Origin of the sequence: Haemophilus sp. SZY H35 (assembly GCF_018829705.1) — a bacterium.
Taxonomy (GTDB): Bacteria; Pseudomonadota; Gammaproteobacteria; order Enterobacterales; family Pasteurellaceae; genus Haemophilus; species Haemophilus haemolyticus_K.
On record NZ_JAHKJZ010000001.1, the window covers coordinates 753,856 to 770,293 of the forward strand.

Annotated in this window: 15 protein-coding genes and 1 rRNA gene; 9 read left to right on the forward strand and 7 right to left on the reverse strand. The window is 38.8% G+C overall.

What is annotated here, in order from left to right; translation table 11 throughout:
* Positions 1–3 precede the first annotated feature (3 nt).
* Positions 4–225 (forward strand): sulfurtransferase TusA family protein, encoded by a 222-nt coding sequence (locus tag KP710_RS03495; protein WP_005631077.1) that lies wholly within the window; start codon positions 4–6, stop codon positions 223–225.
* Positions 226–279: 54 nt separating this feature from the next.
* On the opposite strand, the gene nanQ is transcribed toward KP710_RS03495, so the two are convergent.
* Positions 280–747: an N-acetylneuraminate anomerase gene (nanQ, locus tag KP710_RS03500; RefSeq protein ID WP_111407090.1), complete on the reverse strand. Its 468-nt coding sequence runs from the start codon at positions 745–747 to the stop codon at positions 280–282.
* A 243-nt stretch (positions 748–990) separates the two neighbouring features.
* Here nanQ and pnp point away from each other — a divergent pair, with 243 nt between their 5' ends.
* From pnp to KP710_RS03525, 5 genes are all read left to right on the forward strand, one after another.
* Positions 991–3,120 carry a polyribonucleotide nucleotidyltransferase gene (gene pnp, locus KP710_RS03505; RefSeq protein WP_111407089.1) on the forward strand — a complete coding sequence of 710 codons (2,130 nt, stop codon included), beginning with the start codon at positions 991–993 and terminating at the stop codon, positions 3,118–3,120.
* An 81-nt stretch (positions 3,121–3,201) separates the two neighbouring features.
* Positions 3,202–4,146 carry a lipoprotein NlpI gene (gene nlpI, locus KP710_RS03510; RefSeq protein WP_111407088.1) on the forward strand — a complete coding sequence of 315 codons (945 nt, stop codon included), beginning with the start codon at positions 3,202–3,204 and terminating at the stop codon, positions 4,144–4,146.
* Positions 4,147–4,266: 120 nt separating this feature from the next.
* Complete coding sequence (locus KP710_RS03515; RefSeq protein ID WP_111407087.1) at positions 4,267–6,105, forward strand: DEAD/DEAH box helicase; 1,839 nt, start codon at positions 4,267–4,269, stop codon at positions 6,103–6,105.
* A 170-nt stretch (positions 6,106–6,275) separates the two neighbouring features.
* The gene (mltF, locus tag KP710_RS03520) at positions 6,276–7,727 is read left to right on the forward strand and encodes a membrane-bound lytic murein transglycosylase MltF (RefSeq protein ID WP_111407086.1); all 1,452 of its coding nucleotides are present in this window, start codon (positions 6,276–6,278) and stop codon (positions 7,725–7,727) included.
* A 1-nt stretch (position 7,728) separates the two neighbouring features.
* Positions 7,729–7,881: a hypothetical protein gene (locus tag KP710_RS03525; RefSeq protein WP_165818712.1), complete on the forward strand. Its 153-nt coding sequence runs from the start codon at positions 7,729–7,731 to the stop codon at positions 7,879–7,881.
* Between the two features lie 45 nt (positions 7,882–7,926).
* On the opposite strand, the gene KP710_RS03530 is transcribed toward KP710_RS03525, so the two are convergent.
* The 3 genes from KP710_RS03530 to rho all read right to left on the reverse strand — a co-directional run bounded on the left by KP710_RS03530 (position 7,927) and on the right by rho (position 12,063).
* Entirely contained in the window at positions 7,927–9,294 is a 1,368-nt protein-coding gene (locus tag KP710_RS03530; protein WP_048954293.1) for an L-serine ammonia-lyase, read from the reverse strand.
* Between the two features lie 35 nt (positions 9,295–9,329).
* A complete protein-coding gene (locus KP710_RS03535; RefSeq protein WP_048954294.1) occupies positions 9,330–10,568 on the reverse strand; it encodes an HAAAP family serine/threonine permease in 1,239 nt (412 codons plus the stop codon).
* 232 nt (positions 10,569–10,800) lie between these two features.
* A complete protein-coding gene (gene rho, locus KP710_RS03540; RefSeq protein ID WP_048954295.1) occupies positions 10,801–12,063 on the reverse strand; it encodes a transcription termination factor Rho in 1,263 nt (420 codons plus the stop codon).
* Between the two features lie 247 nt (positions 12,064–12,310).
* Between rho and metJ the strand changes: the two genes are divergently transcribed.
* Positions 12,311–12,628, forward strand: a complete 318-nt coding sequence (gene metJ / locus KP710_RS03545) for a met regulon transcriptional regulator MetJ (protein ID WP_005634287.1) — start codon at positions 12,311–12,313, stop codon at positions 12,626–12,628.
* A 13-nt stretch (positions 12,629–12,641) separates the two neighbouring features.
* On the opposite strand, the gene cueR is transcribed toward metJ, so the two are convergent.
* Positions 12,642–13,028: a Cu(I)-responsive transcriptional regulator gene (gene cueR, locus KP710_RS03550; RefSeq protein ID WP_005629546.1), complete on the reverse strand. Its 387-nt coding sequence runs from the start codon at positions 13,026–13,028 to the stop codon at positions 12,642–12,644.
* A 76-nt stretch (positions 13,029–13,104) separates the two neighbouring features.
* Here cueR and KP710_RS03555 point away from each other — a divergent pair, with 76 nt between their 5' ends.
* Both KP710_RS03555 and KP710_RS03560 read left to right on the forward strand, forming a co-directional pair.
* Positions 13,105–13,311 carry a heavy-metal-associated domain-containing protein gene (locus KP710_RS03555; RefSeq protein ID WP_048954296.1) on the forward strand — a complete coding sequence of 69 codons (207 nt, stop codon included), beginning with the start codon at positions 13,105–13,107 and terminating at the stop codon, positions 13,309–13,311.
* On the forward strand, positions 13,286–15,457 hold the full coding sequence (locus tag KP710_RS03560) for a heavy metal translocating P-type ATPase (protein ID WP_111407085.1): 2,172 nt from the start codon (positions 13,286–13,288) through the stop codon (positions 15,455–15,457). The genes KP710_RS03555 and KP710_RS03560 overlap by 26 nt, the downstream gene beginning before the upstream one ends.
* Before the next feature lie 3 nt (positions 15,458–15,460).
* On the opposite strand, the gene KP710_RS03565 is transcribed toward KP710_RS03560, so the two are convergent.
* A complete protein-coding gene (locus tag KP710_RS03565) occupies positions 15,461–16,054 on the reverse strand; it encodes a uracil-DNA glycosylase family protein (protein WP_111407084.1) in 594 nt (197 codons plus the stop codon).
* A gap of 258 nt (positions 16,055–16,312) precedes the next feature.
* A 5S ribosomal RNA gene (gene rrf, locus KP710_RS03570) occupies positions 16,313–16,428 on the reverse strand.
* Between the last annotated feature and the right edge of the window lie 10 nt (positions 16,429–16,438).

Genomic DNA, 16,438 nt, shown 5'->3' on the forward strand with positions numbered 1-16,438 from the left:
TATATGATCGTTAAATTACCAACACTTGGCCTTGTTTGCCCATTTCCTCTCGTTGAAGCTAAAGAAGCCATGGCTAAGTTAAATAAAGGCGATGGCCTAGAAATTGAATTCGACTGCACACAAGCCACCGAGGCCATTCCTGCTTGGGCTGCAGAAGAAGGTTATGAAGTAACAAACTTCGAACAAATTGATGATGCAAAATGGTCAATTACGGTGATTAAATAATAAAAAAGGGCGGTTAAAAATAAAAACATTTTTAACCGCCCTTTTTTTAGAAAGTTAAATTAATTTAACAGGTACTTTTACGACTAATTTTTTGATTTTTTCTGTTTTTCCATTTACTACACAGCAAGGCTTATGCGGTTCGTAAGGATAAAATACAGCGAACATTTTTGGCTTCATTGTGATGGTGAATTTATCATCAATATCTGCACAAAGTTGATAATCATCCACTTCATTGTAAGATTCATACTTAGACAAATCAGGATAATTAGCGCCAACTTCTATATTTTCCGTGCCGCGGATTAACACCTGAACATCTAAGTATTCATGATGTAATTCTGCTTTTTTGCTGCTTGATTCTGCAGTTTCTGGTTCCATTACGTTCATATAAATTTGATCGTTAATATCATGGCGACCATTTTCTAACGCATTCAAATCTAACGTATTCAAATAATCACATACTTCAGCAATCACTTTTGGTAAACCAACTTTAAAATTTGGGCTGGTTAAGCTGCTAATAATCATAGAATTTTCCTTATAGTGGATAAAAGTTATCCTATGATACCAAGTCGGTTAAATGAAATAAAGTTACCAATCACACAAAAACCTCTGTATAATGCTTAGGCTTTATTTTCTACATTAGCGTGCGGCTATCAAAAGCAATTTTAAGCGCTCGAAAGTGCGGTTATATTTACAAAAGATTTCTTTTGCTAGTCGCAATCTGGAAAATAAGGCATTGTTTTTAATATAAATTTTAAGGGAAACATTGTGAATCCAATTGTTAAACAATTTAAATACGGTCAACATACCGTTACTCTAGAAACCGGCGCGATTGCACGTCAAGCAACGGCTGCGGTTATGGCAAGCATGGACGATACCACGGTATTCGTGACTGTCGTAGCTAAAAAAGATGTGAAAGAAGGTCAAGACTTCTTCCCATTAACTGTAAACTACCAAGAGCGTACTTATGCGGCGGGTAAAATCCCTGGCGGTTTCTTCAAACGTGAAGGTCGTCCATCTGAAGGCGAAACTTTGATTGCACGTTTAATCGACCGACCAATTCGTCCATTATTCCCAGAAGGTTTCTTCAACGAAATCCAAGTTGTGGCAACTGTAGTTTCTGTAAATCCACAAATCAGCCCAGACTTAGTGGCAATGATCGGTGCTTCTGCAGCATTAACCTTATCTGGTGTGCCTTTCAATGGCCCTATCGGTGCGGCTCGTGTTGGTTTTATCGATAACCAATTCGTATTGAACCCAACTATGGCTGAACAAAAACAAAGCCGTTTAGACTTAGTGGTTGCAGGTACTGACAAAGCCGTATTAATGGTTGAATCTGAAGCTGATATCTTAACTGAAGAACAAATGTTAGCAGCGGTCGTATTCGGTCATCAACAACAACAAGTTGTAATCGAAGCGATCAAAGAATTTGCAAAAGAAGCGGGTAAACCTCGTTGGGATTGGGTTGCGCCACAACCAAATACAGATTTAATCAACAAAGTAAAAGCGATTGCTGAAGCACGTTTAGGTGATGCATACCGCATTACTGAAAAACAAGCACGTTACGAACAAATCGATGCAATTAAAGCGGATGTAATTGCACAAATCACAGCTGAAGACGAAGAAATCAGCGAAGGTAAAATCGTAGATATTTTCACCGCACTTGAAAGCCAAATCGTTCGTGGCCGTATCATTGCAGGTGAACCGCGTATTGACGGTCGTACCGTTGATACCGTTCGTGCATTAGATATTTGTACTGGTGTATTACCACGTACTCACGGTTCTGCAATTTTCACCCGTGGTGAAACACAAGCATTAGCCGTTGCAACGTTAGGTACTGAACGTGATGCACAAATCATTGATGAATTAACAGGTGAACGTCAAGATCACTTCTTATTCCACTACAACTTCCCTCCGTACTCTGTAGGTGAAACCGGTATGATCGGCTCACCAAAACGTCGTGAAATCGGTCACGGTCGTTTAGCAAAACGTGGTGTAGCGGCGGTTATGCCGAGCCTTGCAGAATTCCCGTATGTAGTGCGTGTTGTATCTGAAATCACCGAATCTAACGGTTCTTCTTCTATGGCGTCTGTATGTGGTGCGTCTTTAGCATTAATGGATGCAGGTGTACCAATCAAAGCAGCAGTTGCGGGTATCGCAATGGGCTTAGTAAAAGAAGAAGAGAAATTCGTGGTTCTTTCAGATATCTTAGGTGATGAAGACCACTTAGGTGATATGGACTTTAAAGTAGCGGGTACACGCGAAGGTGTGACCGCACTTCAAATGGACATCAAAATTGAAGGTATCACCCCTGAAATTATGCAAATTGCATTAAACCAAGCGAAAAGTGCGCGTATGCACATTCTTGGCGTAATGGAACAAGCAATCCCTGCTCCACGCGCGGATATTTCTGACTACGCACCGCGCATCTACACAATGAAAATTGATCCTAAGAAAATCAAAGACGTCATTGGTAAAGGTGGTGCAACAATTCGTTCACTAACTGAAGAAACTGGCACTTCTATCGATATCGATGATGATGGTACAGTGAAAATTGCCGCAGTAGACAGCAATGCAGCGAAAAACGTAATGGGACGTATTGAAGAAATCGTTGCAGAAGTTGAAGCTGGCGCAATTTACAAAGGTAAAGTGACTCGCCTTGCTGATTTTGGTGCATTCGTAGCAATCGTTGGAAATAAAGAAGGTTTAGTTCATATTTCTCAAATTGCTGAAGAGCGCGTAGAAAAAGTTAGCGATTACCTCCAAGTGGGCCAAGAAGTAAATGTAAAAGTTGTTGAAATCGATCGTCAAGGTCGTATTCGTTTAACAATGAAAGACTTGGCTCCAAAACAAGAAACTGAAATTAACCAAGAAGATTCTGTAGAAGAACAGGAATAATCTTGGAATATCGAATCAAAACTTGGTAGCAACTGCTGCCAAGTTTTGTTGTTTTCCAACTTTTAGGCATAAAGAAAGCAAATGCGGTGTTTTCGCTTATCTCGCAATTTTATAGTCTATTTATTTAGCTTATGTGCGATCTTACTCCTTGCAGGCTGTGTTCAGTCTAGGAGTGGTTTTGTGTCTAAAAATCATGTCGTGTTGGCTGAACAAAACCCGAATACTCACTTTGAACAAGAAGTGATGATCGTGCGATTAAGCCAAGTACTACTCGTTGGAAAAATGAGTAATGAAGAACGTGCATCACTACATTTTGAACGTGGCGTACTCTATGATTCCCTTGGATTATGGGGACTTGCTCGTTACGATTTTACTCAAGCCCTTGCATTACAGCCTAAAATGGCATCTGTGTACAATTACTTAGGGCTTTATTTATTGCTTGAAGAAGATTACGACGGCGCATTGGAAGCTTTCAATACTGTGTTTGAATTAGACTCAAGTTATGACTATACCCACCTTAATCGTGGTTTAAATTTTTATTATGTAGGGCGCTACCATCTTGCTCAGCAAGATTTCTTACAGTTCTACCAAGCCGATACAAAAGATCCCTATCGTGTCTTATGGCTATATTTGAACGAACAAAAATTAAAACCACAAGAAGCCCAAAAAAACCTTGTTGAACGAGCAAAAGGGCTATCAGAGGACTTCTGGGGTACACACATCGTTCAATATTACTTAGGACGCATCTCTGTAGAAGAATTACAACAACGTGCAAGTGAATTTGCTGAAAATTCACAACAATATGCTGAAATTCTCACAGAAACCTATTTTTATCTAGCAAAACAAAAACTCAATGTAGGGCTAGTAGATGAAGCAGCAGCTTTATTTAAACTAGCTATGGCAAATCAGGTTTATAACTTTGTTGAGTATCGTTTTGCCGCGTTTGAACTCATGAAATTAAAACCGGTTCAAACAGAAGACGAAAAAGAAGAGAATAGTGCGGTAACAAAAGCGATTGTTTTCTAAAAATCAATCCAAAACTCACCGCTCTTTGCAGTAGAACGAATAGAAAAATTCATTCGCTCTGCTCAACTTAATAAACCGAAGGCCTCTTTGAGCTTTCCTTATTTATATTCGAGTATTTTAATGACTGACAAAATTACTTTTAATGACTTAGGCTTACCTGGGTTCATCTTAAAAGCTGTTTCTGACTTAGGTTTTGAAACCCCTTCTCCAATTCAACAAGCTTGTATTCCGCATTTGCTCAGTGGCAATGATGTGCTAGGTATGGCACAAACAGGTAGTGGTAAAACCGCCGCTTTTGCTCTGCCTTTATTAGCGCAAATCAATCCAAGTGAAAAACATCCACAAATGTTAGTGATGGCGCCTACTCGCGAACTTGCTATTCAAGTTGCCGATGCGTGCGAACAATTTGTTAAATATGCTCATGGCTCCCGCATTGTTACTTTATATGGTGGCCAACGTTATGACATCCAACTTCGTGCATTAAAACAAGGCGCACAAGTGGTTGTGGGTACACCAGGTCGTATTCTTGACCATATTCGTCGCGGCACATTAAATCTTTCTGAACTTCGTTTTATCGTATTAGATGAAGCTGATGAAATGCTACGTATGGGTTTCATTGATGATGTAGAAACTGTCATGGCAGAATTACCAGAAAATCACCAAACAGCGTTATTCTCTGCAACAATGCCTGAACCGATCCGTCGTATTACGAAACGTTTTATGAATGATCCGAAAGAAGTGAAGATCAAAGTTAATAACGAAAATGCTCCAGATATTGAGCAAAGTTGTTGGTATGTGCACGGCGTGCGTAAAAACGAAGCCCTTCTTCGTTTCTTAGAAGTGGAAAATTTTGATGCAGCGATTATCTTTGCTCGCACTAAAACCGGTACGTTAGACATTACAGAACTACTTGAAAAAAATGGTTTCCGTTCTGCCGCACTTAATGGTGATATGACACAACAACTCCGCGAACAAACCCTCGATCGCTTACGTAACGGCAGTTTAGATATTGTTGTGGCAACCGATGTGGCCGCACGCGGTATTGATATTGAACGCATCAGCCTTGTGGTGAACTACGACATTCCACTTGATGCAGAATCTTATGTGCACCGAATTGGCCGTACTGGTCGTGCAGGTCGTTCTGGTCGTGCTTTATTGTTTGTTGAACCTCGCGAGCGTCGTTTACTGCGTAATATTGAACACCTAATGAAAAAAGGTATCAATGAAGTAGAATTGCCAAATCATCTTGTGTTACAAGAATGCCGCCGCAAAAAATTCGTCGCAAAAATTACGAAACAACTCGAGCATCACGATTTAGAGCAATATCGTAGTTTATTAGAAGACTTATTTACAGCCGATCAGGATCAAGAAGATATTGCTGCAGCAATGTTGATGCTGCTTCAAGGTAAACAAAAATTAATTCTTCCTCCAGATCCGCCAATGGAAAAACGTCGTCGTGAACGTAATGAACGAGGTGATCGCCGTGAAAATCCACGTTCAGCTGAACGTCGTGGCGAACGTAAAGGCTACGGAAATCCACAACCAATGGATTTATATCGTATTGAAGTGGGTCGTGCTGATGGCGTAGAAGTTCGCCATATCGTGGGTGCGATTGCTAACGAAGGTGATATCAATAGCCGCTATATTGGTCATATCAAACTTTATGATGACTACACGACCGTTGAATTGCCACAAGGTATGCCGAAAGAATTACTTCAACAATTCGGTAAAACACGCGTATTGAATAAACAAATGCAAATGTCTTTCTTAGGTGCTGTGAAGTCTGATAGTTCTCGTGGTGGTGATGATTTTAATGGTAAACGTAAAGGCCGTGGTGGCGATTTCCGTGGAGAACGCGGACGTAATGAACGCAGTAATGACAATCGTGGAAATCGTAAATTTAATGAAAAAAGTAACCGCTCTTTTAGCGATAAACCACGCCGTGATCGTCGAGGATAGTATCCTTGCGATATAAAGAATAGTGCTATTTCCTAATGTTTTTTGCATCATTTAAAATTTAGCACTATTCGGTAAACAAAACTTAGCCCCTTGAACCTCAAGGGGCTTTTTATTGTCTATTGCTTAAATTCTAGCTACAATCCCGCAAGCTTTTTATATAGGAAAAATCATTGAAAGGTCTCTTTTTACGTATTATTACTGCCTTGGCTTTATTGCTTTGGGCTATAGATATGGTATTCCCATGGCAATTTTTACGCCATGCTGAAGAAAACCACTATACAGCAATTCAAGAACGAGGCTCACTCATTGTGGGCACAATGAACAATCCTATTTCTTATTTTATAAATAAAGACAGAGAACGAGGCTTTGAATATGAATTGGCTAAAGCATTTGCTGATTCACTAGGTGTAGAACTCGAAATTAAAACTTTCGATAATCAAGAACAATTATTTAATGAGCTAGATAAACATAATATTGATTTAGCTGCGGCTCACCTTTTATATCATCCTAATCATGCAGAACGTTTCCAAATTGGCCCAGCATATCATTCCGCTTCATGGCAATTAGCTTATCGAAAAAATGAACAACGCCCTAAAAATCTAGGCGATATCAAGAAAGAAATTTATATCGCTAACAATTCATCATTAGAAGAAAAACTAAAAGAATTACAAAAACAATATCCACAATTAACTTGGAAAAGAAATCAATCGTTTACTCAAGAAGAACTATTGCTACAGCTGTCTGAAGGAAAAATTCCTTACGTTATTGCAAATTCGATTGATATTGCGGCGATCCAACAAATCAAACCAGAATTAGCCATTGCCTTTGATATTACTGATGAAGCAAACATTCACTGGTATTTACCAAATAATGCCTACAATGATCTGCAAGCTGCCTTACTCAATTTTATGAATAATGCACAAGAAACAGGGCTAGTGGATAATTTAAAAGAAAAATATTTAGGGCATATTTCACAATTTGATTACGTGGATACGCGCTCTTATATGAACGCAATTGAAAATACACTGCCACAATTCTCACCGCTCTTTGAAAAATATAAAGGCGAATTAGATTGGCGATTACTCGCGGCCATCGCTTATCAAGAGTCTCATTGGAATCCTGATGCAACATCGCCTACGGGTGTGCGTGGCATAATGATGTTAACTAAAGATACCGCGCAACATATGAAAATCAGCGATAGAACAGATCCTGAACAAAGCATTAAAGCGGGATCAGAATATTTACACTGGCTGATTAGTCAAATTCCAGAAACCATTGAAAAAGAAGAAAGAATTTGGTTTGCCTTAGCCGCCTATAACATGGGGCTTGGCCACTTAATTGATGCGCGTCGTTTAACCAAAAATCTTGGCGGAAATCCAGATAATTGGCTCGATGTGAAAAAAAACCTGCCTTTATTAGCAGAAAAACGTTATTATTCCCAACTCAAATACGGCTATGCTCGAGGCTATGAAGCGCATCAATATGTAGAAAATATTCGCCGCTATATGAATAGCATTGTGAATTATCATCGAGTCCAAGAAAATCAAACAATGAATGATAATGCCAACAACGAAAGTGCGATTGAAAATGCAGAAGAAATAAAAGGAAAAAAGGATAAATAAAATGTTAAAACGCAAAACTTTTCTTAAAAAGAAAACCAATTTACAACAAACCTCTTTATCTCGAAATTCACGTTTAAGACGTTTAAAACATCGAAAAAAGCAACAATTTACGCGCCATTCACTTCAATTTGTGGTACAAGATATTTGTTGTTAACAAAATGAAAAGGATTGAGCATTGCTCAATCCTTTTTTACCTATACTAAGAACACACAATCTTAACTGCTAGTCCGCCCTGAGATGTTTCGCGATATTTGGCGTTCATGTCTTTGCCTGTTTCGTACATTGTTTCAATCACTTTATCCAAGGTTACTCTTGGATTAGTGGTACGGCGTAAAGCCATTCGTGATGCATTGATTGCTTTTACTGAAGCAATTGCATTACGTTCGATACAAGGTACTTGAACTTGGCCTCCCACCGGATCGCAAGTTAATCCTAAGTTATGCTCCATTGCAATTTCAGCTGCGATGCATACTTGCAGTGGATTACCACCCAAAATTTCAGCCAGTCCCGCAGCAGCCATTGAACATGCTACACCCACTTCACCTTGGCAACCCACTTCTGCGCCAGAAATCGAAGCATTCATTTTATAAAGTGAACCAATCATTCCTGCTGCTAATAAATAGCGTTCAATAATCTCAGGCGTTAATGGTGAGATGAACTTCTCATAGTAAGCTAATACTGCTGGAATAATCCCGCATGCACCGTTGGTTGGCGCTGTGACTACGCGTCCACCCGCTGCATTTTCTTCATTGACAGCAAGCGCAAACATATTAACCCAGTCGATCACACGCATTGGATCGTTGGACAAATTAGTATTTGCTTGCAACATACGATAAAGGGATGCTGCACGACGTGGCACTCGTAATGGCCCAGGTAAAATCCCTTCAGTATGAATACCATGTTCGATACAAGCTTGCATCGTCTTCCAGACATTCTCTAAATGAGCACTGACAGCTTCTTTGCCATGCAAGGCGACTTCATTTTCCAACATCACAGTGGAAAGCATTAAGCCGTTATCACTGCAATGTTTCAAAATATCTTCTGCATTTTTGTAAGGATAAGGCACTTGGACTGTGTTTTTTTCTTCTTGACCAAAATGGGCTTCATCGACAATAAAACCACCACCGATCGAATAATAGGTTTGGCGATAAAGCTCTGTGCGATTTTCATCAAGAGCGGTAATTGTCATGCCATTTTCATGCAATTTTAAAAAAGTGCGGTGGAAAATGAGATTATTTTCAAAATCAAATTTTACCGTTTTTTGACCAACATTAATTGGTAAAAGCGCAGTTTGTTTCACTTTCTCGATGAAACCTGAAATCATATCGATATCCACATTATGTGGTAAATAACCCGCTAACCCCATGATGATGGCGATATCCGTACTATGGCCTCTCCCTGTCATTGAAAGAGAACCATAAACATCCACATGAATTTCAGCGGTTTGTTCAAACTGATTTCGTTCAATTAAGTCGTCTATAAATTGTTTGCCGGCTTTCATCGGACCGACAGTGTGGGAACTGGATGGCCCAATTCCCACTTTAAACATATCAAATACGCTAATCATAAATTTCTCAAAATTCGCTAAACTTTAAAGGGCGTTTATAATAATCCATAAACAACCGCAGAGATAGCGATTAATCCCATAATCGTTACAAAAACATTGCTGAAACGTCCGCTGTAGCGTTTCATCGCTGGGATTTTGCGAATCGCGTACATTGGCATGATAAACAAAATCATCGCAATGATTGGACCACCAAGAGATTCGATTAAGCCTAAGATACTTGGATTAATAATCGCAACGCCCCATAAAGTTAATAAGAAGAAAAGTGCGGTCGCATAATTGAGTTTTTTACGATTTACAGATTCGCCTTTCATTTTCAAATATAAGCCTTCTAAGCCTTCACGTGCGCCCATATAGTGACCGAAGAATGAGCTCGTAATCGCTAAGAATGCAACAAGCGGGCCAAAATAAGAGATATATGGATTATCAAATTTATTCGCTAAGAAAGACAAAATACTGATATTTTGTGCTTTTGCTGCCACTAATTCTTCAGGTGTTAATGTCAATACGCAGCTAAATACGAAGAACATTACAAAGAATAACAAAATCGTTGAGGTGCCTTTTTCTGTATGGCCGATATGGCGTTCTGCACCATCGAAAGTTTTGTATTCACGGAATTGTGAGCAAGTGAAAGATGAAATTGCTGGTGAATGGTTAAATGAGAATACCAATACAGGAATAGTAAGCCATAATGTTGTGACGAAACCGCCTGCTGTTGGGAATTCATGTAACATCGCACCATTCCATTCTGGAATTAAGTAAATAGAAAGTGCGAATAAAATTAATACTAACGGGTAAACAAGCCATTCTGTGATTTTTAACATCACTTTTTCATTAAATAGCATAACAGAAATCAATATTGCAATTAATACAAAAGAGAGAATCGCTCGGTTTGGTGACGCCATGCCAAGTTGATTCACAATGAAAGAATCGACCGTGTTAGTAATACCGTTACCGTAAATTAAAAGAATAGGGAAAATAGCAAAGAAATAAAGTAGGGTGATAAGTTTACCCGCTGTTTTACCAAAGTGTTCTTCAACTACTTCAGTAATATCGCTGCCAGGATTTTTTGATGAAAGTACAAAATAGGCTAAACCACGGTGAGCAAAATAGGTCATTGGTCCGACGATAATTGCCATTAAAACTAATGGCCAAAATCCCCCCATCCCTGCGTTAATCGGTAGGAATAAGACGCCAGCGCCAACCGCCGTACCGAAAAGGTTTAACATCCATGTTGCATCAAATTTGTTCCATTTGAGTTTTTCTGTTGGTTTCATAGTTTGCTCCAAAGCATAAATTATTTAAATTTGTCAATTTGCAGAGCAAAATATGCCCTAACAAAATTTGAGTATTATGTTATGCCGATAAATAGAGAATCTCAAAGAGCAAATTCTAAAATTGTGATCAAGTTAAAATTTTTTTATAAAAAGTGCGGTAAATTCGAACAATAAAAAATCGGTACTCCTATAAGAGTACCGACTATATAAAAGAGTTTTAGAATATTTCTTTCTATGAACGTTTCATTACTTCAAAAAACTCTTCATTGGTTTTTGCAACCATAAGTTTATCAATAAGGAATTCCATTGCTTCTACCTCTCCCATAGGATTAAGAATTTTACGTAGAATCCACATTTTTTGAAGCTCTTCAGGTGAAGTAAGTAAATCTTCCTTACGAGTACCTGAACGATTGAAATCAATTGCAGGGAATACACGTTTTTCTGCAATTTTACGAGAAAGGTGTAATTCCATATTACCTGTACCTTTAAATTCTTCGAAAATAACTTCATCCATTTTCGAACCGGTATCAACTAGCGCAGTCGCAATAATAGTTAAGCTGCCGCCTTCTTCCACGTTACGTGCAGCACCAAAGAAACGTTTTGGACGATGCAACGCATTAGCATCCACACCACCAGACAAAATTTTACCTGAAGCAGGGGTTACCGTATTGTAAGCGCGCGCTAAACGTGTAATAGAATCAAGCAGAATCACTACATCTTTTTTATGCTCTACTGAACGTTTCGCTTTTTCGATTACCATTTCTGCCACTTGAACATGACGAGTTGCAGGCTCATCAAAAGTAGACGCAATGACTTCGCCTTTTACTGAACGTTGCATTTCTGTCACTTCTTCTGGGCGTTCATCAATCAATAATACGATAAGCTCTACATCAGGATAATTATGCGTGATACTTTGCGCAATATTTTGCAGCAACATGGTTTTACCTGCTTTTGGCGGAGCAACAATCAAACCACGTTGACCTTTACCAATTGGTGATGCTAAATCCAAAATACGTGCAGTTAAATCTTCTGTTGAGCCATTGCCTCGCTCCATTCTTAAACGAGAGTTAGCATGTAATGGAGTTAAGTTTTCAAATAAGATTTTGCTACGAGAAACTTCAGGTTTGTCATCATTAACTTGATCAACTTTTAAAAGTGCAAAATAGCGTTCACCCTCTTTGGGTGGACGAATTTTACCTTCGATTTTATCACCAGTTTGAAGATTAAAACGACGAATTTGACTTGGGGAAACATAGATATCATCAGGGCCTGCAAGGTAGGAACTGTCGGCAGAACGAAGGAAACCGAAACCATCCGGTAAAATTTCTAACACGCCACCGCCGAAAATATCTTCACCGCTTTTGGCGTGCTGTTTTAAAATTGCAAAGACAATATCTTGTTTACGCAAACGAGCTAAATTCTCTAAGCCCATTTGTTCTTCGCCAAGTTTCACAAGATCAGAAACAGGGGTATTTTTAAGTTCAGTTAAATGCATAATGAATAAATATTGGAATTAATAAGAATTGATGATTCGAATGGTGGGCATATGCCCTTTGAATGAAGCGTAAATTATCACTAAAACCCTGTACTGTCTAGCGTTTATTTATATTTAATCTAAAAAACTACCGCACTTTTCTTTCTCTTTTTAACATAGAAGTTTAGCCGTCTAGATTGTTATTTATTTGATTTTTCATTAGAATACGGACAATTTGTAAGGTTATCAATAAGCACTAAGGTAAATTATGGCAGATTGGGACGGAAAATATATCAGCCCTTATGCAGAACATGGCAAAAAAAGCGAGCAAGTAAAAAAAATCACTGTGTCTATTCCAATCAAAGTATTGGAAATTTTGACGAATGAACGCACTCGCCGCCAATTAAAAAGTTTACGTCATGCAACCAACAGTGAATTACTTTGCGAAGCATTTTTGCATGCATTCACCGGTCAACCTTTGCCCACCGATGCAGATTTAATGAAAGAGCGTAATGATGAAATTCCCGAAGATGCCAAAGTGCTTATGCGTGAATTAGGTGTTGATCCAGAAAGCTGGGAATATTAACCGCACTTTTCATTTATCCTTTTAATCCATTCAAAATTGAACATTCAGGGCAGTCATTGCCCTGACAATTATCATGCCAACGCTGCAATTCTTGTACCATTTTTTGTAACTGTTCTATTTGTTGATTTAATGTCGCAATATGTTGAGCTGTTAGCGCTTTCACTTCGCGGCTGCTACGCTTAGGATTATCTTGTAGTTCTAATAATTGTGCGATTTGATGTAGCGAAAATCCCACATCGCGTGAGTGGCGAATAAAATGCAATCTTTCTAAATCACTTTCTCCATAATTTCGATAGCCTGACAAACTGCGAACAGCGGGTTTAATTAAACCCATTTTTTCATAATCACGGATTTGTTTCGTAGATAAACCTACTAATTTGGCAGCTTCACTAATATTCATAAAAAATTTCTTGACCTTAACCTAACGTAAAGGTTTATAGTGTAGCCATCAATAAAACGACTAACAAGGAGTAAAAATGAAAACAATCACATTAAACATAGAAGGCATGCATTGCGGCGGTTGCGTAAAAAGCGTTACTCGAGTTTTAACTGAATTAGATGGCGTACAGTCTGCTGTTGTGCAATTAGAAGGTAAAGCAAATATTACTTTTGATGAAAATCGAGTCAATGTTGCACAGTTGATTGAGGTAATTGAAGATGCCGGATTTGATGCCACAGAGTAAAAAAATTTCGATTCAGATTGGTGGGATGACCTGCCAATCTTGTGCCAATCGTATTGAAAAAGTTTTAAATAAAAAACCATTTGTGCAACAAGCTGGAGTGAATTTTGCCGCCGAAGAAGCACAAGTTGTATTTGACTCTACGCAAGCAAGCGAAACTCAAATTATAGAGATTATTCATAAAACAGGTTTTTCTGCTCATATCAAACAAGCCAATGAATTACCAATAGAAGAAAAAAATACATCAATTCCTTGGCGATTAATCATACTTTGGATAATCAATATTCCATTTCTGATTGGTATGCTTGGCATGATGAGTGGCTCACATAATTTGATGTTGCCCCCGATTTGGCAATTTGCGTTAGCGAGCATTGTGCAACTTTGGTTAGCCATTCCATTTTATCGCGGAGCCATCGGTAGTATTCGTGGTGGACTTGCCAATATGGATGTACTGGTCAGTACAGGAACGCTCACCATTTATATTTATTCTGCTTTCATGTTGCTTTACCACGCCAATCATGCAATGAGACATGTGTACTTTGAAGCTTCTGTTATGGTAATTGGTTTTGTCAGTCTTGGAAAATTTCTTGAAGAGCGCACTAAAAAGCACAGCTTAAATAGTTTAAGCATGCTCTTGCAACTGACACCAAAAAAAGTCACCGCTCTACGTAATGACAAATGGACTGAAATTGCACTTGACCAAGTCAATATCGGCGAAATCATTCGTGCGAATCAAGGCGAGCGTATTGCGGCAGACGGCATAATTGAAAGTGGAAATGGGTGGTGTGATGAAAGCCATTTAACAGGCGAATCTCGTCCAGAAGAAAAACAGAAAGGTGGAAAAGTATTAGCGGGGGCGATGGTAACAGAAGGTTCTATTATCTACCGAGCGAATCAACTTGGTAGCCAAACCTTACTTGGCGATATGATGAATGCATTATCTGATGCGCAAGGCTCAAAAGCGCCAATTGCACGATTTGCTGACAAAGTTGCGTCGGTGTTTGTACCTGCTGTATTACTGATTTCACTTGTTACTTTCACTCTCACTTACATTCTGACGAATGATAGTGTATCTTCACTTATTCACGCGGTATCCGTGCTTGTGATTGCTTGCCCTTGTGCCTTGGGATTAGCCACACCAGCAGCCATAATGGTTGGTTTAGGTAAAGCGGTCAATGCTGGCGTATGGTTTAAAGATGCGGCAGCAATGGAGGAAACTGCCCACGTGGATACCGTTGTGCTTGATAAAACTGGCACACTAACAAAAGGCGAGCTTGAAATTTCAGCACTATGGCAACCACAAAGTGCGGTGCATTCTGAAGACGATTTGTATCGTTTTGCCGCAGCCGTTGAGCAACAAGCTAACCACCCAATTGCAAAAGCTATTGTGCACGCAGCAGAACAAAAAATGTTAGAAATTCCTACCGCACTTTTCGCAAAGATGGAGGTTGGTCAAGGAATTCAAGCCAAATTAGAACAAGTGGGAACAATAAAAGTCGGTAAACCAGATTATTGCGGTTTAATCTTGCCTAAAAATTTAGAGGATATCTGGCAAATTGCGAGCATTGTCGCGGTGTCTATAAATGATGAACCCATTGGCGCATTTGCGCTGATGGATACCTTAAAAAACGATAGCTTGCACGCCATTCAACGCTTACAACAACAAAATATTGATGTAGTCATTATGAGTGGCGATCAACAATCTGTCGTGGATTACATAGCAAAACAGCTCGGCATTAAGAAAGCCTTTGGTGGACTCAGCCCTAGAGATAAGGCGGAACAAATTCAAAAGTTAAAAGCTCAAGGTCATGTTGTAGCAATGGTAGGTGATGGAATAAATGATGCGCCTGCTTTAGCCGCTGCAAATGTCAGTTTTGCGATGAAATCAGGTTCAGATATTGCAGAACAAACGGCCTCATCAACGCTTATGCAACATTCGGTGAATCAACTTGTGGATGCGCTTTTTATTGCAAGGACGACCTTGAAAAATATCAAACAAAATCTATTTTTTGCTTTGATTTACAATATTCTCGGCATCCCCCTTGCTGCTTTCGGTTTTCTAAATCCAGTGATTGCAGGCGCCGCGATGGCGATGAGTTCAATTTCTGTATTGATAAATGCCTTAAGATTGAAAAAAGTAAAAATATGACAACTACCCTTTTGATTCATTGATGATACGCTTCACTAATTTTTGCAAATCGGGAATGACCTTTTCGCCAAACCAAGGATTTCTTTCTATCCAAAATTGATTTCTAGGTGAAGGATGAACTAAAGGAATAAAGTGCGGTAAAAATTTTTGATAATTTTTAACTGTTTCAGTTACGTTATTTTTATTATCCGAAAGGTAAAATTTCTGTGCATATTGACCAATCAAAAGGGTTAACTGAATATTCGGTAAATTTTCTAGAATCTGGGGATGCCATTTTTCTGCAAACCCAGACCTTGGAGGTAAGTCTCCAGATTTTCCTTTTCCAGGATAATAGAAATCCATAGGAAGAACCGCAAATATCCCTGAATTATAAAAATAATCGTAATCCACACCTAGCCAATCACGCAGACGATCACCGCTTTTATCATTCCAATATAAACGAGTTTGCTCAGCCTTTAATCCAGGTGCTTGACCAACAATATTAATCCTAGCTGTTTTAGGGGCCGAAAATAAAGGAAAAATTCCACGTTGTGTAAAATCTTTATTTTGAGGATCAGAGATAATACTTGAAGTTATTTCGTTTAAATTTTTAAGCATAATGGATGAGATTAGAAATGAATATATAAAGTCTATTTGAAAAATATGAAAAATCAAAACTCTAAATGATATAAATAGGTATATTTATTAAAACTACATTGTAGGCAATACAAAAATAAAAACTCGTTGTTGAAATAAGATTTCTATTTTCTACTTTAATTCTTTTCTTTAAATAATGAGTAAATTCCAAAAAACAAAAACCCCAGTAGCTCAACTGGGGTTCTTCTTTTCTTATTTTATTTAGCTTTGTATTTAGTAACCTGGCGGTGCCCTACTCTCACATGGGGAAGCCCCACACTACCATCGGCATTACAGCGTTTCACTTCTGAGTTCGGTATGGTGTCAGGTGGTTCCACCGCACTATCGCCGCCAGGATAATTCTTT

What these genes read in the sequence shown, in the direction of transcription:
- KP710_RS03535 (WP_048954294.1), bottom strand. Translation starts at nt 10,568, where the DNA reads ATGAAACCAACAGAAAAACTCAAATGGAACAAATTTGATGCAACATGG.
- KP710_RS03515 (WP_111407087.1), top strand. Translation starts at nt 4,267, where the DNA reads ATGACTGACAAAATTACTTTTAATGACTTAGGCTTACCTGGGTTCATC.
- KP710_RS03555 (WP_048954296.1), top strand. Translation starts at nt 13,105, where the DNA reads ATGAAAACAATCACATTAAACATAGAAGGCATGCATTGCGGCGGTTGC.
- KP710_RS03565 (WP_111407084.1), bottom strand. Translation starts at nt 16,054, where the DNA reads ATGCTTAAAAATTTAAACGAAATAACTTCAAGTATTATCTCTGATCCT.
- nanQ (WP_111407090.1), bottom strand. Translation starts at nt 747, where the DNA reads ATGATTATTAGCAGCTTAACCAGCCCAAATTTTAAAGTTGGTTTACCA.
- cueR (WP_005629546.1), bottom strand. Translation starts at nt 13,028, where the DNA reads ATGAATATTAGTGAAGCTGCCAAATTAGTAGGTTTATCTACGAAACAA.
- metJ (WP_005634287.1), top strand. Translation starts at nt 12,311, where the DNA reads ATGGCAGATTGGGACGGAAAATATATCAGCCCTTATGCAGAACATGGC.
- KP710_RS03495 (WP_005631077.1), top strand. Translation starts at nt 4, where the DNA reads ATGATCGTTAAATTACCAACACTTGGCCTTGTTTGCCCATTTCCTCTC.
- rho (WP_048954295.1), bottom strand. Translation starts at nt 12,063, where the DNA reads ATGCATTTAACTGAACTTAAAAATACCCCTGTTTCTGATCTTGTGAAA.
- KP710_RS03530 (WP_048954293.1), bottom strand. Translation starts at nt 9,294, where the DNA reads ATGATTAGCGTATTTGATATGTTTAAAGTGGGAATTGGGCCATCCAGT.
- KP710_RS03560 (WP_111407085.1), top strand. Translation starts at nt 13,286, where the DNA reads ATGCCGGATTTGATGCCACAGAGTAAAAAAATTTCGATTCAGATTGGT.
- nlpI (WP_111407088.1), top strand. Translation starts at nt 3,202, where the DNA reads ATGCGGTGTTTTCGCTTATCTCGCAATTTTATAGTCTATTTATTTAGC.
- KP710_RS03525 (WP_165818712.1), top strand. Translation starts at nt 7,729, where the DNA reads ATGTTAAAACGCAAAACTTTTCTTAAAAAGAAAACCAATTTACAACAA.